This is a genomic window from Micromonospora sp. NPDC050276 (assembly GCF_044459545.1).
Classification (GTDB): domain Bacteria; phylum Actinomycetota; class Actinomycetes; order Mycobacteriales; family Micromonosporaceae; genus Micromonospora.
This window is the reverse complement of sequence record NZ_JBITJA010000001.1, coordinates 149,459-165,330: the sequence shown is the minus strand read 5'-3', so window position 1 is coordinate 165,330 and position 15,872 is coordinate 149,459. Positions and strand designations below refer to the sequence as shown.

Genomic DNA, 15,872 nt, shown 5'->3' with positions numbered 1-15,872 from the left:
TGTACGGCGGGTCACTTGCGCTCACCTCGTACACGTGTTCGAATAGTGGTCATGCGCTGGGACAACCTCACCGCTCCCCCGGTCGAGGGAGACCCCGAGCGGGCAGCGCCAGCGACGCCACCCCTGCCGCTGGCGCTGCCCGGCGCCGTGGCCCGCACCTTCGACACTCCCGAGTTCGCCGGGATGACCTTCTACGAGGTGCAGGCCAAGTCCATCCTCAACCGGGTGCCCGGGCAGTCCCGCGTCCCGTTCGAGTGGACGATCAACCCGTACCGAGGCTGCTCTCACGCATGTCGATACTGCTTCGCGAGAAATACTCACACTTATCTCGACCTTGATGCTGGTGCCGACTTCGACCGGAAGGTGATCGTCAAGGTCAACGCCGGCGAGCTGGTCCGGCGGGAGCTGGCCGCGCCGAGATGGCGGGGCGCGCACGTGGCGATGGGCACCAACGTGGACTGCTACCAGCGCGCCGAGGGTCGCTACCGGCTGATGCCGCAGATCATCGGCGCCCTGCGAGACTTCGCCAACCCGTTCTCGATCCTCACCAAGGGCACGTTGATCCTGCGGGACTTGCCAGTGCTGCGCGAGGCCGCCGAGGTGACCACGGTGGGCATCTCGTTCTCGGTGGGGTTCGTCGACGAGCACCTCTGGCGCACCGTCGAGCCGGGCACACCGCACCCGCGCCGCCGGCTGGACGCCGTCCGGGCGCTCACCGACGCCGGCTTCTCCGTCGGGGTGCTGATGGCCCCGATCCTGCCCGGCCTCAGCGACAGCGACGAGTCGATCGAGGCGACGGTGTCGGCGATCGCCGCCGCCGGTGCGACCAGCGTGACGGCCCTGCCCCTGCACCTGCGACCCGGCGCCCGGGAGTGGTACGCACACTGGCTCGCCCGCGCGCACCCGCACCTCGTGCCCCGTTACCGCGAGCTCTACCGGGCCGGCGCGTACGCCCCGCAGGCGTACCAGCGGGAGTTGACCGCACGGGTGCGGATCGCCGCCCGCCGACACGGGCTGCACCGCGGCGAGCGGGGCGACAACCGCAGCCTGCCCGAGCCTCCGCCACCGTCGACGGCCGAGCAGCTGACCCTGCTCTAGTCGGAGCTACAGTCGGCGGGTGCGTACCGCTCAGCAGATCCTCGCCGACTCCGCCGTGATCGCCGTCGTGGGCGCGTCCCGCGACCCGTTCAAGGCCGCGCACGGCGTGCCGTTGCAGATGCAGCAGTACGGCTGGCGCATCATCCCGGTCAACCCGACGGTCGACGAACTGTTCGGGGAACGGGCCTACAAGACCCTCGCCGACATCCCGCACCCCGTCGACTTGGTGGACGTGTTCCGGCCCGCGGCCGACGCCGTGCAGGTGGTCCGCGACGCGGCGGCGATCGGCGCCCCCGCGGTCTGGCTCCAGTTGGGCATCGTCTCGGCCGAGGCACGGCGGATCGCCGAGGAGGCCGGCATGGACTACGTCGAAGACCGCTGCCTGATCGTCGAACGCGCCGCCGCCAACCTGACCCGCCGAACCTGACCACCCGCCCACGGTCTCACCCGCCCCAACCCCTCACGTCGATCATGCAGTTCTGGTGCCGGGTTCGCGTCCTCTTGCCGCTTTCGTCCCCCACCACAACTCCATGATCGACGGGCGAGGGCGGGGGCGGGGGCGGGGCGGGGGCGAGGTGGGTTAGAGCTTGTATTCCTTTAGGAGGCCTCGGGAGATGATGGTCTTTTGGATTTCTGAGGTGCCCTCGCCGATGAGCAGGAACGGGGCCTCCCGCATCAGCCGCTCGATCTCGTACTCCTTGGAGTAGCCGTAGCCGCCGTGGATGCGGAACGCCTCCTGGACGACCTCGGCGCAGTATTCCGAGGCGAGCAGCTTGGCCATCCCGGCCTCGACGTCGTTGCGCTGGCCGGCGTCCTTGAGCCGGGCGGCGTTGACCATGAGGGCGTGCGCTGCCTCGATCTTCGTGCCCATCTCGGCGAGCTTGAAGGCGATCGCCTGGTGCTTGGCGAGTGGCTGGCCGAAGGTCTTGCGCTGCTGGGCGTAGCTGACCGCCAACTCGAAGGCGCGGATGGAGATGCCGCAGGCGCGGGCGGCCACGTTGACCCGGCCCACCTCGATGCCATCCATCATTTGGTAGAAGCCGCGGCCCACCTGGTCGGCGCCGCCGAGGATCGCGGAGTCGGGCACGCGCACGCCGTCGAGCACCATCTCGGTGGTCTCGACGCCCTTGTAGCCCATCTTTTCGATCTTGCCGGGAATGGTGAGGCCGGGGGCGGTCTCACCGAAGCCCGGCTCCTTCTCCAGCAGGAAGGTGCTCATGTTGCCGTACACGGACTCCGCGCCGGTGTCGGTCTTGACCAGGGTGGCCACCACCGAGGAGTACGCCCCGTTGGTGAGCCACATCTTCTGCCCGTTGAGCACGTAGCGGTCGCCGTCGCGGACGGCCCGGGACTTGATCGCCGAGACGTCGGAGCCGGTCTCGGGCTCGGACATCGAGAACGCGCCACGCACCTCGCCGGTGGCCATCCTGGGCAGCAGGCGGGCCTTCTGTTCGGCCGAGCCGTGCTGGGAGATCAGGTACGCCACGATGAAGTGGGTGTTGACGATGCCGGAGATCGACATCCAACCCCGGGACAGCTGCTCCACCACCAGCGCGTAGGTGAGCAGCGACTCGCCGAGCCCGCCGTACTCCTCGTCGATGGTGAGACCGAACAGCCCCATCTCGCGCATCCCGTCGAGGATGTCGGTGGGGTACTCGTCGGCGTGCTCCAGCCGCTGCGCGTGCGGGATGATTTCCTTGTCGGCGAAGTCTCGAACGGTCTCCAGGATCGACTGTTGCACATCGGTCAGGCCGGGCGTCTGGGCGAGTCGGGCCATCTCAGCCTCCGGGGATCCGCGCACTACTCGTGGGTAACTGAACGCTGGGTCAGTATCGGCCTCTCGGGCCGACGAGGCCAAGGTGACCAGTCCACACAACCGCTGTGAAAAGGTTCACCGCTCCGGGTAGCGTCCGGCAAGAGGGACTTTTCCGGCATCGGCAGGAGGAGGACAATTGTGACCCACCCGCCGCCGTCGGGGCCGCCCGCGGACGAGCAGCCGCCGTCACCCTACGAGCCACCCAGGGACCGGTCGCCGTACGCGCCACCGCCGCCCGGTCAGCCGCCGTACGCGCCGCAGCCGGACCAGCCGGCGTACGAGCTACCAGCGGAGCGCTCACCGTACGGGCCACCGGGTGACCAGTCGCCGTACGGCCACCAGGGGTCGCAGCAGTCGGCGCACTGGAGCCAACAGCCGCCGTACCCTCCACAGGGCCCCTACGGCCAGTACGGCCCACCGCCGTCCGGGCCGGCTCGCGGCACCAACGTGCTGGCGATCCTGTCGCTGGTGTTCGCCTTCGTGTTTCCGCCAGCCGGTGCCGTCCTCGGTCACGTGGCCAAGCGGCAGATCCGGACCAGCGGTGAGGACGGCGAGCAGCTCGCGACCTGGGGGCTGATCCTGGGCTACGTCTTCACCGGGCTCACGGTGCTGGCCTGCTGTGGCTGGCTGGCGCTGGTGGCGTTCGGCAACACCGGCGACAGCGGGGGCTACTGACAGACCGGTCGGTGCGGACCGTCGCGGTCAGCGGAAGCGGGCCTCGCGGACGCTGTTGCCGCCGTCCACCACCAGCATCTGCCCGGTGATGTACGAGGCGGCCGGCGAGCAGAGGAAGCTGATCGCCGCGGCGACCTCGTCCGGTGTGCCCGGTCGACCCACCGGGGTGCCCAGCCCCTGCTTGATCTCGGCCATGGTGGACGCCGCGGTGTAGATGGTGCCGGGAGCCACCGCGTTGACGGTCACGCCGTCGGCGATCATCTCCATGGCGAGGGCCCGGGTCAGCCCGACGACACCGGCCTTCGCCGCGGCGTACGCGGCCTCGGTGGGCAGGGCGTTGACCGGGCCGGCCGTGGCCGCCAGGTTGACGATCCGACCCCAGCCCCGTTCGGCCATCCCGCCGATGAACGCCCGGCTGCACAGGAACGCGGTGGAGAGGTTGCGGTCGATCTCACCGCGCCACTCGTCGTAGGTCAACTGCGCGACCGGCCGCAGCACCCCCTGGCTGGCCCGACTGGCCAGGCCGGCGTTGTTGACCAGCACCTCGACGTCGCCCAACTGCTCGGCGACCGCATCGGCCAGCGCGCCCACCTCGGCTTCGTCGGTCAGGTCCGCGACGAAGCCGGTCACCCCCAACTCACCGGCCCGCTCGTGGATGCGCCGGGTGGTGGAAACGATGGCCACCCGAGCGCCCAGGTCGGCGAGCCGCCGGGCGGTGGCGTACCCGATGCCGTCCGGGCTGCCCGCCCCGGTGACCAGGGCGACCCGGCCGTCGAGGCGCATGGTGACCGGGTCGGCGAGCGCGACCGGCTCGTCCGGGCCGGGACTGCCCGCCGGGGCTGCCGTTCGGGCCCGCCGGCCCGCGCCCGGACGGCTGACGTCCCGTCGGGGTCGACTGCCGGAGCGGTCCGCGGCGCGCGCGTCGTATGCCATGCCAGGGATCCTGCCCGTTACGACCGGCCCGAGCAACGCGGCACCCGGAAGCGGGGGCGTCGGGTTTGGGCGGCGCTGGCTACCCTGTCACCGCACCCCGACGTGACGGAGAGTCCCAATGACCAATCCCCCGCCGCCCGGCAACTCGACCGATCCCACCTGGCCGGTTCAGCCGTCGAGCCCCGCACCCGACCCGACCCTGGTGGTTGGTCAGCCGGTGCCCACTCAGCCCGGCCCGGCCAACCCGTACGCGCCGGTCGACCCGTACGGCGCCGGGCAGCCGCCCGCGACCCAGCCGATGCCCGGTTACGCCCCGGTCGGCTACCCGCCGCAGTACCCCGGCTACGGCTATCCGCAGCCGCCGAAGACCAACGGGCTGGCCATCGCGGCGTTCGTGCTGGCCCTGCTCGGTTTCACGTCCTGCATCACCGCGCCCATCGGAGCGATCCTCGGGCATGTCGCGCAGAAGCAGATCCGGCTCAGCGGCGAGGGCGGTGCGGGGATGGCGAAGGCCGCCATCATCGTCGGCTGGATTCTCACCGGGCTCCTGGTGCTGGTGCTCGCCATCTACGCCGCCGCGATCATCTACGCGATCACGACGAACAACGACAGCGGCAGCAACTACTGATCGGCGGCGACGGTCGTCCGGGCCCGGGCCGTCACGCCGCCGGTGGGGTGAACGACGAGGTACGGCTCATCCCGGCGGCCCGGCCCTTGGCGGCGACCACCAGCGCCATCTTGCGGGACGCCTCGTCGATCATCTCGTCGCCGAGCATCACCGCGCCGAGGCGACCGCCGGCCTCCGAGGTGTAGTGCTCGTACGCGTCGAGGATCAACTCGGCGTGGTCGTAGTCGGCCTGCGCCGGCTGGTAGACCTCGTTGGCGGCGTCGATCTGGCCCGGGTGCAGCACCCACTTGCCGTCGAAGCCCAGCGCGGCGGAGCGCTTGGCCACCTCGCGGAACGCGTCGACGTCGCGGATCTGCAGGAAGGGGCCGTCGATGGCCTGCTTGTCGTGCATCCGCGCGGCCATCAGGATCCGCATCAGGATGTAGTGGTACGGGTCGCCCGGGTAGTCCGGGATCAAGCCGCCGACCACCATCGACTTCATGTTGATCGACGCCATGAAGTCGGCCGGGCCGAAAATTATGGTCTCCACCCGCGGCGAGGCGGCGGCGATCGCGTCCACGTTGACCAGACCGGCGGCGTTCTCGATCTGCGCCTCGATCCCGATTCGCCCGACCTCCAGGCCGATCGTCTTCTCGATCTGGGTGAGCGTCAGGTCCAGCCACTGCACCTGGGCGGCCGTCTGCACCTTCGGCAACATGATGCAGTCCACGTTGGCGCCGGCGCCCTCGACCACCTCGATGACGTCCCGGTAGGTCCACGGGGTGGTCAGGTCGTTGACCCGGACCACCCGGGTCTTGCCGGCCCAGTCACCCTCGTTGAGGACGGCCACGATGTTCTTGCGCGCGTCCGGCTTGGCCAGTGGGGCGACGGCGTCCTCCAGGTCGAGGAAGACCTGGTCGGCCGGAAGTCCCTGGGCCTTGCCGAGCATCTTGACGCTGGAACCCGGCACGGCGAGGCAGGACCTGCGGGGGCGACCGATCGCGGCCATGGATGCGCTCCTTCCAGCGTCCGGCGGGCATGCCGACGCCACCTGACGACAGATCCGAGAACTTAACGATCCCAAAGGGCGTTGTGACGCCACGGTAACCTCGCGCCATGACCGGGGTGAATGGACCTGTGGAAGATCTCACTGGGCGTCGACTGGTGGTGGTGACCGGGGCCAGCTCCGGCATCGGGCTGGCTGCCGCCGTGCACCTGGCCTGCCGTGGCGACCGGGTGGTGCTGGTCGGGCGGGACCCGGCCCGCCTACAGGCCGCAGCCGAACGGGTACGGGAGAACTCCGGCGAGCGTCCGGAGCTGTTCCGGGCCGACTTCGCGATCCTCGACGACGTACGCCGACTGGCCGAGCAGCTACGGGCCGCGTACGACCGGATCGACGTGCTCGCCAACAACGCCGGGGCGATCGCACTGCAACCACTGAGCACCGTCGACGGCTTCGAGATGTCGATCCAGGCCAACCACCTGGCCCCGTTCCTGCTGACGAACCTGCTCGCCGACCGGGTGGGTCGGATCGTGGTGACCGCCTCTGGCGCGCACCGCTTCGGCGCCCTCGACCCGGACGACCTGAACAAGCCACTGCGTGACTATCGGCCGATGGGCGCGTACGGCACCAGCAAGCAGGCGAACATCCTGTTCACCGCCGAGGCGGCCCGGCGCTGGCCGGACATTCCCGCGTACAGCTTCCACCCCGGGATGGTTCGCACCCGGTTCGCCAACGACAGCAGGCTGGTGGCGTTCGGCATGCGGATCATGCCGTTCCGCAGCCCGGAGAAGGGCGCCGAGACCCTGGTGTGGCTGGCCGACCAGGAGCGCTCCCGGCTGGTCGACGGGGGCTACTACGCCGATCGTCGGCTGCGGCGGCCCTTTCGGAAGGCGGCCGACCCGCAACTCGCCGCCCGGCTCTGGGCGGCGAGCGCCAAGGCGGTCGGTCTCGATGACTAGCGCCGGCGTGCTGACGCTTGTCGCGATCGTCGAGTACGCCGGCGGGGCCGAGGCGGCCGGGCAGCGCTACGAGGACGCCGTGCTGGCCCTGCTCGAACGGCACGGCGGCCGGCTGGAACGACGGCTGCACGGCACCGACGGGCAGACCGAGGTGCAGGTGATCCAGTTCGATTCCCAGGCCGGCTACGAGTCGTTCCTCGCCGACCCGGACCGGGCGGCCCTGCGCGCCGCGCTGGGTGACTCCGCACCGACGACCCGGGTGATCGAGGTGCGGAAGGGCTAGGGCGTGAGCCGTCGCCGGTCGCGCCAGCGGCGCAGCAGCGACAGCACGGGCCGGGTGACGATAGCCGCCAGGACGAACCCCGCCGCGAGCGCCCAGAACGGCGGCGGCCCGTAGTGGGGGCGGCCGGACTCGCGTACCGCCCCGTCGATCGCCAGGTCGGCGGCGACCGACAGGTCGGTGATGCCCTTCGGCGTCCGAAAGAGCACTTCCGGCTCGGTAGCCCCCCGACGGAGCACCACGAGTTCCACCGCCTCCGTTCCGGGCTCGTGATAGGGCCCCCAGGCCACGTCGTGGTCCTCCGGGAGGTCCACCGCCGTCGGACCCGGCACGCCGACCAATGCGACCGCTTCGTCCGCCGAGCGCCAGCCGAGCAGTTGGACGAACGAGCGGGAGCGCAGCGGCGGGAACGCCGCTCCGGCCAACGGGGTGCCATCGATAGTGGACCGGGTCGCCAGCGTCCAGGTGCGCGGGTAGGACGGCACCGGGCAGTCAGTGCAGGTGGACCGGCCCAGGACGGCCACCGAACGACCGTCCGGCAGCCAGGAGCCTGCCCCGGCCAGCCGCCCGCCGTCCAGCAGCAGCTTCCGGTACGGCTCGGCGAACCGATCCGCGCCCGCGTCGCCCACCCGGGTCAGCCAGACCTCGTCGCGGACCTGGAGGGCGAGGTCGCCGCCGTCCGACGACAGCGCGGCCGTGCGTCCCGGCGGGATCCAGCCGGTGCCGACCCGCACCCGCAGCACGTCCGATCCGCGATCCCGGTCGTAGACCCCCACGTACGGGGTGCGGTAGGTGTTCGGGGACGTGAACGTGGTGTCATCGTCGGCGTAGACCAGGCGTTCCCCGTTCGGCGCAAAGGCGAGCGGGTAGCCGGCCGGGCGGTCTGGGATGGTCCTGCCAGACGTCAAATCGAACAGCGACGCGCCGACCCAGGCGTACCGGCCGTCTGGGGAGAGCAACGCCTCGAAACCCGCGGCGGCCGGATCTCCGTCCAGCACGCGGTAGCGGTCGTCGTCGGCGGCCACGACACCCAGCCGGGTCTCGAACCAGTTGGTGCGCACGGCGGGACCACCGAAGAGCATCGCCGCGGCGCCAGGTGCCGAGTAGCGTATCGAGGCGGTCCGCAGCGGCGGGTCGACGAGCTTGGTCGGCAGGCCAGGAGCGTCGTGCCGCGGGCTGGCGGGCAGCGGCAGGGCCACCGGGTGCAGCGCGTACCCGGTGCCGAGGAGCAGGACCAGGACGGCGAGCGCGCCGGCGACGACGGCCCGGCGACGACGGTGCCGGGTCCGCGCCGCGTCGAAGAACCCCTCGGGTACGCGGGCGGGCGACACGTCGTCGGCGAGGCGGCGCAACGCTTCGGAGAGCCGGGCGGTCACCGGGTCACCTCCTGCGGATCGCGGCCGACAAGTTCGGCCAGTTCGGGGGCGAGGACGCGGAGCCGGCCGAGGGCGTGGCGGGTCTGACTCTTCACGGTGCCGACCCGGCAGCCGAGCAGTTCGGCCGTCTCGGTCTCGGTGCGGTCCTCGTAGAAGCGCAACACGAGGACCGCACGCTGCCGCACGGTCAGCCGGGCCAACGCCGCCCGCAGGACCAGCCTGAGGTCGGTGTCGTCACCCGGACCGGCTCGTTCCGGCAGCACCCAGCCCAGTTGCTCGGACGGGCGGGCGCGCCGCCAGCGCCACCAGCTGGCCGCCTGGGTGCAGAGCACCCGACGCAGGTAGGCAGGGGGATCCTCGACCCGCTCCCAGCGCACCGCGACCCGAGCCAGCGCCACCTGGACCAGATCCTCCGCATGGTGGCGGTCACCGGTCAGCAGGTACGCGAACCGGGTCAACCCGGCGGTATCGGCCCGGACGAAGTCGGCGAAGCCGTCCCGGGTGCGGTCCTCAGTCGTCAACGGATTGCCTCCTCACCTGGACAGACGCCGGGCGGGCCAGCCGCGGAGGGAACACGCGTCCACATTCCTCGGTTCGTGACGTGCTCAGTCGTGCAGCGGGGTCGGGTCGGTCGGCAGGGCGGTGGGCGCGCTCCGGCGGCCGCTGAGCACCACCACCGCCACCCCGACCAGCAGCAACGCCATTCCGAGCAGCGCGTACGGGCGGGGCAGCTGACCCAGCCAGGCCCAACCGAGCAGGGCCGCACCGGGCGCCTCCAGCAGGATCAGCACGCTCACCGTGGTCGCCGGGATCTTCTGCAGGGCGTAGTTGAACATCGAGTGCCCGAGCAGTTGGGCGCCGGCCACCAGGGCCAGAATGGCCAACCAGGTCCGCCCGTCGAACCCGGTCAACCGCACGCCCCCGGCCAGACACATGACCAGCAGGATCAGCGCGCAGATCCCGTAACAGATGGTGGTGTAGGTGGTGGTGCTGATGCTGGTCCGGGCGCGCTCACCGAAGGCGGTGTAGACGGCGGCGAACATGCCGCCGGTCAACGCCAGCACGTCGCCGAGGACGGCCCGGCCGGAGACCCCCACGTCCACTCCGGTGGCGATCGCCGCACCGCCGACCGCCACGGCGATGCCGATCCACACCACCCGGGGCAGCGGACGCCCCTGGGCGCGGGCGATCAGCCCCTGCCAGACCGGCTGGGTGGCGACCAGGGCGGTGGAGGTGGCGACCGAGGTGAGCTGGGCGCTCGGCACCCAGGTCGCGAAGTGCCCGGCCAACGCGACTCCGGACAGCACGCAGAACAGCCCCTCCCGCCGGCCCGCCCCCACGGTCAGCCTGCGGAACTCGGCGCGACGCCGGGCCAGCGAGAAGGGGCTCAGCACCGCCACCGCGAGCAGGTTGCGCCAGAACGCGATGGCCAACGCGGGAGCGGCGGCGTACGCGATCAGCGGCGCGGACGACGACACGGCGACCACGGCCAGCCCGACCGCGCCGGTGGTCAGCGGATCCAGGGTCGATCGATGTGAAGGTGGGGGCACGGGACGTAATCCTCACACGTATGACGGTCAGCACGGAGGGTCATCACTCCGTTACGATCACGCGGTTCCGCGCCGGCGACCCTCGACCGCCCGGAGGCGTTCCCCCATGTCCCGCTACCAGGCGGTGCTGTTCGACTTCTTCGGCACCCTGACCCGTTCGGTGCAACGCGGTGTCGCCCACGTCGGCACCGCCGAGCTGCTCGGCTGTCACACCGACACGTTGACCGAGGTGCTGGACCGCACCTACTACGAGCGGGCCAGCGGCCGCCTTGGCAACGCCGAGGCGACGCTGCGCTGGGTGTGCGCCCAGGTCGGCGTACATCCCAGTGACCATGCGGTGCGGGCGGCGGTGGCGTCCCGGCACCGGGCGGTCCGCGCGGACACCTGGCTGCGGGCCGACGCGGTGCCGGTGCTCGCGGGCCTGCGCCAGCGCGGCCTGCGCACCGGCGTGATCAGCGACTGTACGCACGAACTGCCGGCCTTCCTGCCGCAGCTCGCGATCGCCCCGCTGCTCGACGTGCGGGTCTTCTCGGTGCAGGTGGGGCGGTGCAAGCCGGATCCGGCGCTCTACCTGACCGCCTGTCAGCGGCTCGGGCTCCGGCCGGACGACTGCCTCTACGTGGGCGACGGCGGCAGCCAGGAGTTGACTGGCGCCGAGCGGGCCGGGATGACCGCCGTCCGGCTCGCCGCACCGGATCTGGCCACCCACATGGTGTTCAACGCCGACCGGGACTGGCGCGGCCCCACGCTCGGCGCGCTGGGCGAGGTGCTCGACCTCGTCGACACCGACGCGGCGGTGGTGGGTGTCGGCCGGCCGGTGGGCTGACCGGCTGATCAGCGGCGACGCACCCGGTGCAGCCGGAACGGCTTGCGGGTGGCCCGCACCGCCGGAGTCTCCCGGGGTGGCTCGGCCTGCGCGTCGGCCGGCAGGTCCGCCCCCGACAACGGCGTACCGGCCGGGGCGAGCCGGTTCACCGCGCACCCGTCGGCGACCCACCGGGCCACCAGGTCGGCGGTCGGACCGGGCGCGTTGAGGCGCTTCGCCGCCACCAGTGGCGCGGTGGTCTCCCACGCCTCGGTGCCCGGCCGCACCCGGCTCACGCGGGCCGGCCAGGTGACGATCCGGCCACCGTGGTCGCCACGCAGGGTGACCTGCGCCTCGGTCGCGTCGGCCAGCCCCGGCGCGGCCTGCTCGCCTGGCCCGCTGACCACCAGCAGCGCGCCCTCCAGCGGAGCGCACCAGAGCGCGAGCGCCGGCCCGCCGGCAACGCTGATCCAGGCCACCGCGGCCTTCTTCATCGCCTCGTCGACCAGGGGTGTGCCCCCGGGGGCGTCCTCGTCCGTCACACCCGCATCCTCCCGCATCGACGCCTGCGCTCAACCCACGAACGGCGGCACGGCGATCTCGCCCCGGGCCACCGGCATCACCTGGCCGGCGACGGTCGCGCCGACCGCCACACCGTTCGCCGCGGTGACCGTGCAGGCCAACGCGGAGGGGCGGTTCATCTCCACACCCTGGCGGACCGCGTACGCCGACCGCCCCTCGCCGGGCAGCAGACCGCTCGCCACCAGCCAGACACCGAGGCCGAGCGCCGCCGAACCGGTCGCCGGGTCCTCCGGAATGCCGATCCCCGGCACGAAGACCCGGGCGTGCGCGGTTTGCGCGGACGCATCCCAGGAGAAGACGCTGACGTGCGACACCCCGTACCGCTGCGCCGCCGCCGAGTTCACCTGCGCGCGGGCCACCGACTCCGGCCGCACCGGCAGGTACGGGAACTCCAGCCCGCAGCCGGCCACCCGTGGCGCGGGGCCGACGTGGTCGTCGGCGACCAGCCCGGCGATCTCCAGCAACGGCTCCGGGTCCAGCTCCGGCCCGAGGGTCGGGGTGCCACCGGTCAGCGTCGCCCCGGAGCCGGTCACCTCGATCGGCAGCACTCCGGCCGCGCACTCCTGGGTGACCTGCCCCACACCGAACATGCCCCGCCGGCACGCGGTGACCGCCGCGCCGACGCTCGGGTGCCCGGCGAACGGCAACTCCTCCACCGGTGTGAAGATCCTGGCCCGGTAGGTGACCCCGACCTGCGTCGGCGGCAGCACGAACACCGTCTCGGAGAGGTTGAACTCCAGCGCGAGCGCCTGCATCTGCTCGGTGGCCAGCGCCTCCGCACCGAACACCACCGCCAGCGGATTGCCGGCGAAGGGGCGATCGGTGAAGACGTCCACGATCTCGTAGGCCAAGGTCGACATGTTGATAAACACTAGGCGCTTAGGCTGGTGCCCGTGAGCACGCCGACCCGGGTCTACATCGCCCGTCTCGCCGGAGTCGCCGTCTTTGACCCGAACGGCGATCAGGTGGGGCGGGTTCGTGACGCCGTGGCACGGCTCCGGGCGACCAAGCGTCCGCCGGAGGTGGTGGGGCTCGTCGCCGAGATGCCGATGCGCCGTCGGATCTTCCTGTCCATCAACCGGATCACCTCCATCGACGCCGACGCCGTCGTGCTCGGCTCCGGCACCCTCAACCTGCGCCGGTTCGAGAAACGCCCGAACGAGCTGCTGGTGCTCCAGGAGCTGCTGGACCGGCGGGTGCAACTCGACCCGGGCGGCCAGCCCGGCGCGGTCGTGGACGTCGCGATGGAGTGCAGCCGGGGTGGCGAGTGGTCACTGACCCGCGTCGCCGTGCGCGAGCAGACCGGTCGGCTCACCCGCCGCGGCCACCTGCACCAGGTCGAGTGGGACCGGGTGCGCGGGCTCAGCGGCATCGCCGACAACCGGGGTACGGCGAACCTGCTCGCCGTACTGGAGGACATGCGCCCGGCCGACCTGGCCAACGCGTTGCAGGATCTGCCCGACGCACGGCGCAACGAGGTCGCGGCGGCGCTGAACGACGAGCGCCTGGCCGACGTGCTCAGTGAGCTGCCCGAACACGACCAGGTGGAGATCCTCGCCGCCCTGGACCGGGAGCGGGCCGCCGACGTCCTGGAGGAGATGGACCCGGACGACGCCGCGGACCTGCTCAACGAGCTGCCCCCACCCGAGCAGGACGTGCTGCTGGACCTGATGGAGCCGGACGAGGCCGACCCGGTACGTCAGCTGCTCAAGTACACCCCCGGCACGGCGGGCAGTGTGATGACCTCGGAGCCGGTCATCCTGCCGCCGGACGCCACCGTCGCCGAGGCGCTGGCCCGGATCCGGGAGCCACAGCTCTCCCCCGCCGTCGCGGCGCAGGTCTTCGTGACCCGGGCACCGCAGAACACGCCGACCGGCCGCTACCTGGGCATGGTGCACTTCCAGGCGCTGCTGCGCGAACCACCGGCCGACCTGCTGGGCAAGGTGGTGGTCAACGACATCGACCCGCTGCGCCCCACCACGCCGCTGCCGGAGATCACCCGTCGGATGGCCACCTACGACCTGGTCGCCATGCCGGTGATCGACCGGCACAACCGGCTGGTCGGCGCCGTGACGGTGGACGACGTGCTGGACCACTCGCTACCCCGGGACTGGCGGGACCGCGACGCCCTGACCGCCCCGGGTGCCACCGACACCGGGCTGGACAGCTCGGATGGCTGACCAGCGACGGACGGAGCGTCTCGACCAGCCACGCGAGCCCCGGGGCGTCAAGCTGCCCCGGTTCGACGCGGAGGCGTTCGGTCGGTGGTCCGAGGGCATCGCCCGGGGCATGGGCACCGCGAACTTCATCGTGGTCATGACAGTGGTGATCACGATCTGGTTCGTCTGGAACACGTTGGCCCCGGCGAACCTGCGCTTCGACCCGTACACCTTCACGTTCCTGACCCTGGTGTTGTCGTTGCAGGCCAGCTACGCGGCCCCGCTGATCCTGTTGGCGCAGAACCGGCAGGCCGACCGGGACCGGGTGGCCCTGGAGGAGGACCGGCGGCGAGCCACCGCGCAGAAGGCGGACACCGAGTACCTGGCCCGGGAGATCGCGGCCCTGCGGATCGCGTTGGGTGAGGTTGCCACCCGCGACTTCCTCCGCTCCGAGCTGGCCCGGCTGGCCGAGGAACTGGACGAGGCGGGGCAGCGCCGGCAGCGGCTGGAGCGCCGCCAGCAGGACAAGGACAGCCGGCAGGAGCGCCGTGGCCAGCGGCCGACCGACGGCGTCGGTCTGGACGAACCCCGCGACGACCTGGACGGCGACCTCAGCCGGGAGACCCGGCCGGACGGCACCGGCCCACGCCGGTCAGAGGGCTGACCAGCCGGTCATCGATTGGCTCACACCGCCCCGGGCAGCGGGGGCAGCGGATGCCCCGCGACGTAGCATTGCGGGCATGTCAGCACCCGTGAGCACCGTCGAGGACGCGATCCAGGCCGCCCTGGCCACCGTCAACGACCCGGAGATCCGCCGGCCGATCACCGAGCTGGGCATGGTCCGCTCCGCCACGATCGGTGCCAACGGCGTCGTACGCGTCGAGCTGCTGCTCACCGTGGCCGGCTGCCCGCTGAAGGACAAGCTGCGTACGGACATCACCGCCGCCGTCGCCGCGGTGCCCGGCGTCACCGGCGTGGAGATCGACTTCGGTGTGATGACCCCCGAGCAGCGGCAGTCGTTGCAGTCGCAGCTGCGCGGCGGCGGCGCCACCGAGGAGCCGGTCATCCCGTTCGCCCAGCCCGGCTCCCGCACCCGGGTGTACGCGGTGGCCAGCGGCAAGGGCGGCGTCGGCAAGTCCAGCGTGACGGTCAACCTGGCGGCGGCGCTCGCCGCCCGTGGGCTCTCCGTCGGAGTGGTCGACGCGGACATCTACGGCCACTCGGTGCCCCGGATGCTCGGCGCGGACGGTCGACCCACCCGGGTCGAGGACATGATCATGCCGCCGCAGTCGCACGGCGTGAAGGTGATCTCCATCGGCATGTTCACGTCCGGTAACGCCGCCGTGGTGTGGCGCGGTCCGATGCTGCACCGGGCGTTGCAGCAGTTCCTCGCCGACGTCTACTGGGGCGACCTGGACGTGCTCCTGCTCGACCTGCCGCCGGGCACGGGTGACGTGGCCATCTCGCTGGCCCAGCTGCTGCCCAACTCGGAGATCCTCGTGGTCACCACCCCGCAGGCCGCCGCCGCCGAGGTGGCGGAGCGGGCCGGCGCGATCGCCCTGCAGACCCACCAGCGGGTGGTCGGCGTCATCGAGAACATGTCCTGGCTGGAGCTGCCGGACGGCTCCCGGATGGAGATCTTCGGCTCCGGGGGCGGCGCGGCCGTCGCCGAGTCGCTGAGCCGCACCATCGGCGCGCAGGTGCCGCTGCTCGGTCAGATCCCCCTGGACACCCGGGTCCGCGAGGCTGGCGACGCCGGAAACCCGATCGTGCTGGCCGAGCCGGAGTCCCCGGCCGCGCAGGCACTCGGCACCATCGCCGACCGGCTGGCGCTGCGCCGGGAGTCGCTGCTCGGCAAGCCACTCGGCCTCAAGCCCGCCGGTCGCTGACCGCTGACCGCCGCCGGCCGAGGTGGTCGACGGCGCTCGCACCACCGCCGGCCGAGGTGGTCGACGGCGCTCGCACCACCGCCGGGCCAGCATGGTCAACTCGGCTCTCAGGATGTCGGGGCATCCCGCGCCGGTTGATC

General features: G+C 71.9%; 18 protein-coding genes. 10 read left to right on the top strand and 8 right to left on the bottom strand.

All coding sequences use genetic code 11. The features are described from left to right. The first annotated feature begins 51 nt into the window (after nucleotides 1–51). Together ACIBF8_RS00785 and ACIBF8_RS00780 are read left to right on the top strand one after the other, a co-directional pair. Complete coding sequence (locus ACIBF8_RS00785; protein ID WP_396780240.1) at nucleotides 52–1,098, top strand: Rv2578c family radical SAM protein; 1,047 nt, start codon at nucleotides 52–54, stop codon at nucleotides 1,096–1,098. Between the two features lie 19 nt (nucleotides 1,099–1,117). Next, on the top strand, nucleotides 1,118–1,525 hold the full coding sequence (locus tag ACIBF8_RS00780) for a CoA-binding protein (RefSeq protein WP_396780239.1): 408 nt from the start codon (nucleotides 1,118–1,120) through the stop codon (nucleotides 1,523–1,525). 153 nt (nucleotides 1,526–1,678) lie between these two features. On the opposite strand, the gene ACIBF8_RS00775 is transcribed toward ACIBF8_RS00780, so the two are convergent. After that, nucleotides 1,679–2,875, bottom strand: a complete 1,197-nt coding sequence (locus ACIBF8_RS00775) for an acyl-CoA dehydrogenase family protein (protein WP_396780238.1) — start codon at nucleotides 2,873–2,875, stop codon at nucleotides 1,679–1,681. 177 nt (nucleotides 2,876–3,052) lie between these two features. On the opposite strand from ACIBF8_RS00775, the gene ACIBF8_RS00770 reads away from it, so the two are divergent. Further along, entirely contained in the window at nucleotides 3,053–3,589 is a 537-nt protein-coding gene (locus ACIBF8_RS00770) for a DUF4190 domain-containing protein (protein ID WP_396780237.1), read from the top strand. A gap of 27 nt (nucleotides 3,590–3,616) precedes the next feature. Here ACIBF8_RS00770 and ACIBF8_RS00765 read toward each other — a convergent pair whose 3' ends face one another. Then, nucleotides 3,617–4,522 (bottom strand): SDR family NAD(P)-dependent oxidoreductase, encoded by a 906-nt coding sequence (locus ACIBF8_RS00765; protein ID WP_396780236.1) that lies wholly within the window; start codon nucleotides 4,520–4,522, stop codon nucleotides 3,617–3,619. A 118-nt stretch (nucleotides 4,523–4,640) separates the two neighbouring features. Here ACIBF8_RS00765 and ACIBF8_RS00760 point away from each other — a divergent pair, with 118 nt between their 5' ends. Then, nucleotides 4,641–5,150 carry a DUF4190 domain-containing protein gene (locus ACIBF8_RS00760; protein ID WP_396780235.1) on the top strand — a complete coding sequence of 170 codons (510 nt, stop codon included), beginning with the start codon at nucleotides 4,641–4,643 and terminating at the stop codon, nucleotides 5,148–5,150. Between the two features lie 31 nt (nucleotides 5,151–5,181). Here the strand turns inward: ACIBF8_RS00760 and ACIBF8_RS00755 are convergent, their stop codons facing one another. After that, a complete protein-coding gene (locus ACIBF8_RS00755) occupies nucleotides 5,182–6,138 on the bottom strand; it encodes an HpcH/HpaI aldolase/citrate lyase family protein (RefSeq protein ID WP_396780234.1) in 957 nt (318 codons plus the stop codon). Nucleotides 6,139–6,266: 128 nt separating this feature from the next. On the opposite strand from ACIBF8_RS00755, the gene ACIBF8_RS00750 reads away from it, so the two are divergent. Together ACIBF8_RS00750 and ACIBF8_RS00745 are read left to right on the top strand one after the other, a co-directional pair. Continuing rightward, nucleotides 6,267–7,091 (top strand): SDR family NAD(P)-dependent oxidoreductase, encoded by an 825-nt coding sequence (locus ACIBF8_RS00750; protein WP_396780686.1) that lies wholly within the window; start codon nucleotides 6,267–6,269, stop codon nucleotides 7,089–7,091. Continuing rightward, entirely contained in the window at nucleotides 7,084–7,374 is a 291-nt protein-coding gene (locus ACIBF8_RS00745) for a hypothetical protein (protein ID WP_396780233.1), read from the top strand. Before ACIBF8_RS00750 ends, ACIBF8_RS00745 begins: the two co-directional genes overlap by 8 nt. Here ACIBF8_RS00745 and ACIBF8_RS00740 read toward each other — a convergent pair. From ACIBF8_RS00740 to ACIBF8_RS00730, 3 genes are all read right to left on the bottom strand, one after another. Beyond that, nucleotides 7,371–8,747: a hypothetical protein gene (locus ACIBF8_RS00740; RefSeq protein WP_396780232.1), complete on the bottom strand. Its 1,377-nt coding sequence runs from the start codon at nucleotides 8,745–8,747 to the stop codon at nucleotides 7,371–7,373. The two genes, ACIBF8_RS00745 and ACIBF8_RS00740, sit on opposite strands and share 4 nt — an antisense overlap. Beyond that, on the bottom strand, nucleotides 8,744–9,268 hold the full coding sequence (locus tag ACIBF8_RS00735; protein WP_396780231.1) for a SigE family RNA polymerase sigma factor: 525 nt from the start codon (nucleotides 9,266–9,268) through the stop codon (nucleotides 8,744–8,746). The genes ACIBF8_RS00740 and ACIBF8_RS00735 overlap by 4 nt, the downstream gene beginning before the upstream one ends. Nucleotides 9,269–9,352: 84 nt before the next feature. Beyond that, nucleotides 9,353–10,297 (bottom strand): DMT family transporter, encoded by a 945-nt coding sequence (locus ACIBF8_RS00730; protein ID WP_396780230.1) that lies wholly within the window; start codon nucleotides 10,295–10,297, stop codon nucleotides 9,353–9,355. 106 nt (nucleotides 10,298–10,403) lie between these two features. Between ACIBF8_RS00730 and ACIBF8_RS00725 the strand changes: the two genes are divergently transcribed. Beyond that, nucleotides 10,404–11,123: an HAD family hydrolase gene (locus ACIBF8_RS00725; RefSeq protein ID WP_396780229.1), complete on the top strand. Its 720-nt coding sequence runs from the start codon at nucleotides 10,404–10,406 to the stop codon at nucleotides 11,121–11,123. Nucleotides 11,124–11,131: 8 nt separating this feature from the next. Here the strand turns inward: ACIBF8_RS00725 and ACIBF8_RS00720 are convergent, their stop codons facing one another. Further along, on the bottom strand, nucleotides 11,132–11,662 hold the full coding sequence (locus tag ACIBF8_RS00720) for a hypothetical protein (protein ID WP_396780228.1): 531 nt from the start codon (nucleotides 11,660–11,662) through the stop codon (nucleotides 11,132–11,134). A 12-nt stretch (nucleotides 11,663–11,674) separates the two neighbouring features. Next, nucleotides 11,675–12,544, bottom strand: a complete 870-nt coding sequence (locus ACIBF8_RS00715; RefSeq protein WP_396780227.1) for a PhzF family phenazine biosynthesis protein — start codon at nucleotides 12,542–12,544, stop codon at nucleotides 11,675–11,677. Between the two features lie 33 nt (nucleotides 12,545–12,577). Here ACIBF8_RS00715 and ACIBF8_RS00710 point away from each other — a divergent pair, with 33 nt between their 5' ends. The 3 genes from ACIBF8_RS00710 to ACIBF8_RS00700 all read left to right on the top strand — a co-directional run bounded on the left by ACIBF8_RS00710 (nucleotide 12,578) and on the right by ACIBF8_RS00700 (nucleotide 15,732). Further along, nucleotides 12,578–13,864 carry a magnesium transporter MgtE N-terminal domain-containing protein gene (locus ACIBF8_RS00710; RefSeq protein ID WP_396780226.1) on the top strand — a complete coding sequence of 429 codons (1,287 nt, stop codon included), beginning with the start codon at nucleotides 12,578–12,580 and terminating at the stop codon, nucleotides 13,862–13,864. Then, the gene (locus ACIBF8_RS00705; RefSeq protein ID WP_396780225.1) at nucleotides 13,857–14,507 is read left to right on the top strand and encodes a DUF1003 domain-containing protein; all 651 of its coding nucleotides are present in this window, start codon (nucleotides 13,857–13,859) and stop codon (nucleotides 14,505–14,507) included. The genes ACIBF8_RS00710 and ACIBF8_RS00705 overlap by 8 nt, the downstream gene beginning before the upstream one ends. Nucleotides 14,508–14,583: 76 nt before the next feature. After that, a complete protein-coding gene (locus ACIBF8_RS00700; protein WP_396780224.1) occupies nucleotides 14,584–15,732 on the top strand; it encodes an Mrp/NBP35 family ATP-binding protein in 1,149 nt (382 codons plus the stop codon). Nucleotides 15,733–15,872 lie beyond the last annotated feature (140 nt).

Bases quoted from the DNA above. Each gene is read 5' to 3' on its own strand.
- ACIBF8_RS00705 (WP_396780225.1), top strand. From the start codon at position 13,857: ATGGCTGACCAGCGACGGACGGAGCGTCTCGACCAGCCACGCGAGCCC.
- ACIBF8_RS00765 (WP_396780236.1), bottom strand. From the start codon at position 4,522: ATGGCATACGACGCGCGCGCCGCGGACCGCTCCGGCAGTCGACCCCGA.
- ACIBF8_RS00745 (WP_396780233.1), top strand. From the start codon at position 7,084: ATGACTAGCGCCGGCGTGCTGACGCTTGTCGCGATCGTCGAGTACGCC.
- ACIBF8_RS00725 (WP_396780229.1), top strand. From the start codon at position 10,404: ATGTCCCGCTACCAGGCGGTGCTGTTCGACTTCTTCGGCACCCTGACC.
- ACIBF8_RS00700 (WP_396780224.1), top strand. From the start codon at position 14,584: ATGTCAGCACCCGTGAGCACCGTCGAGGACGCGATCCAGGCCGCCCTG.
- ACIBF8_RS00715 (WP_396780227.1), bottom strand. From the start codon at position 12,544: ATGTCGACCTTGGCCTACGAGATCGTGGACGTCTTCACCGATCGCCCC.
- ACIBF8_RS00785 (WP_396780240.1), top strand. From the start codon at position 52: ATGCGCTGGGACAACCTCACCGCTCCCCCGGTCGAGGGAGACCCCGAG.
- ACIBF8_RS00755 (WP_396780234.1), bottom strand. From the start codon at position 6,138: ATGGCCGCGATCGGTCGCCCCCGCAGGTCCTGCCTCGCCGTGCCGGGT.
- ACIBF8_RS00720 (WP_396780228.1), bottom strand. From the start codon at position 11,662: ATGCGGGAGGATGCGGGTGTGACGGACGAGGACGCCCCCGGGGGCACA.
- ACIBF8_RS00760 (WP_396780235.1), top strand. From the start codon at position 4,641: ATGACCAATCCCCCGCCGCCCGGCAACTCGACCGATCCCACCTGGCCG.
- ACIBF8_RS00775 (WP_396780238.1), bottom strand. From the start codon at position 2,875: ATGGCCCGACTCGCCCAGACGCCCGGCCTGACCGATGTGCAACAGTCG.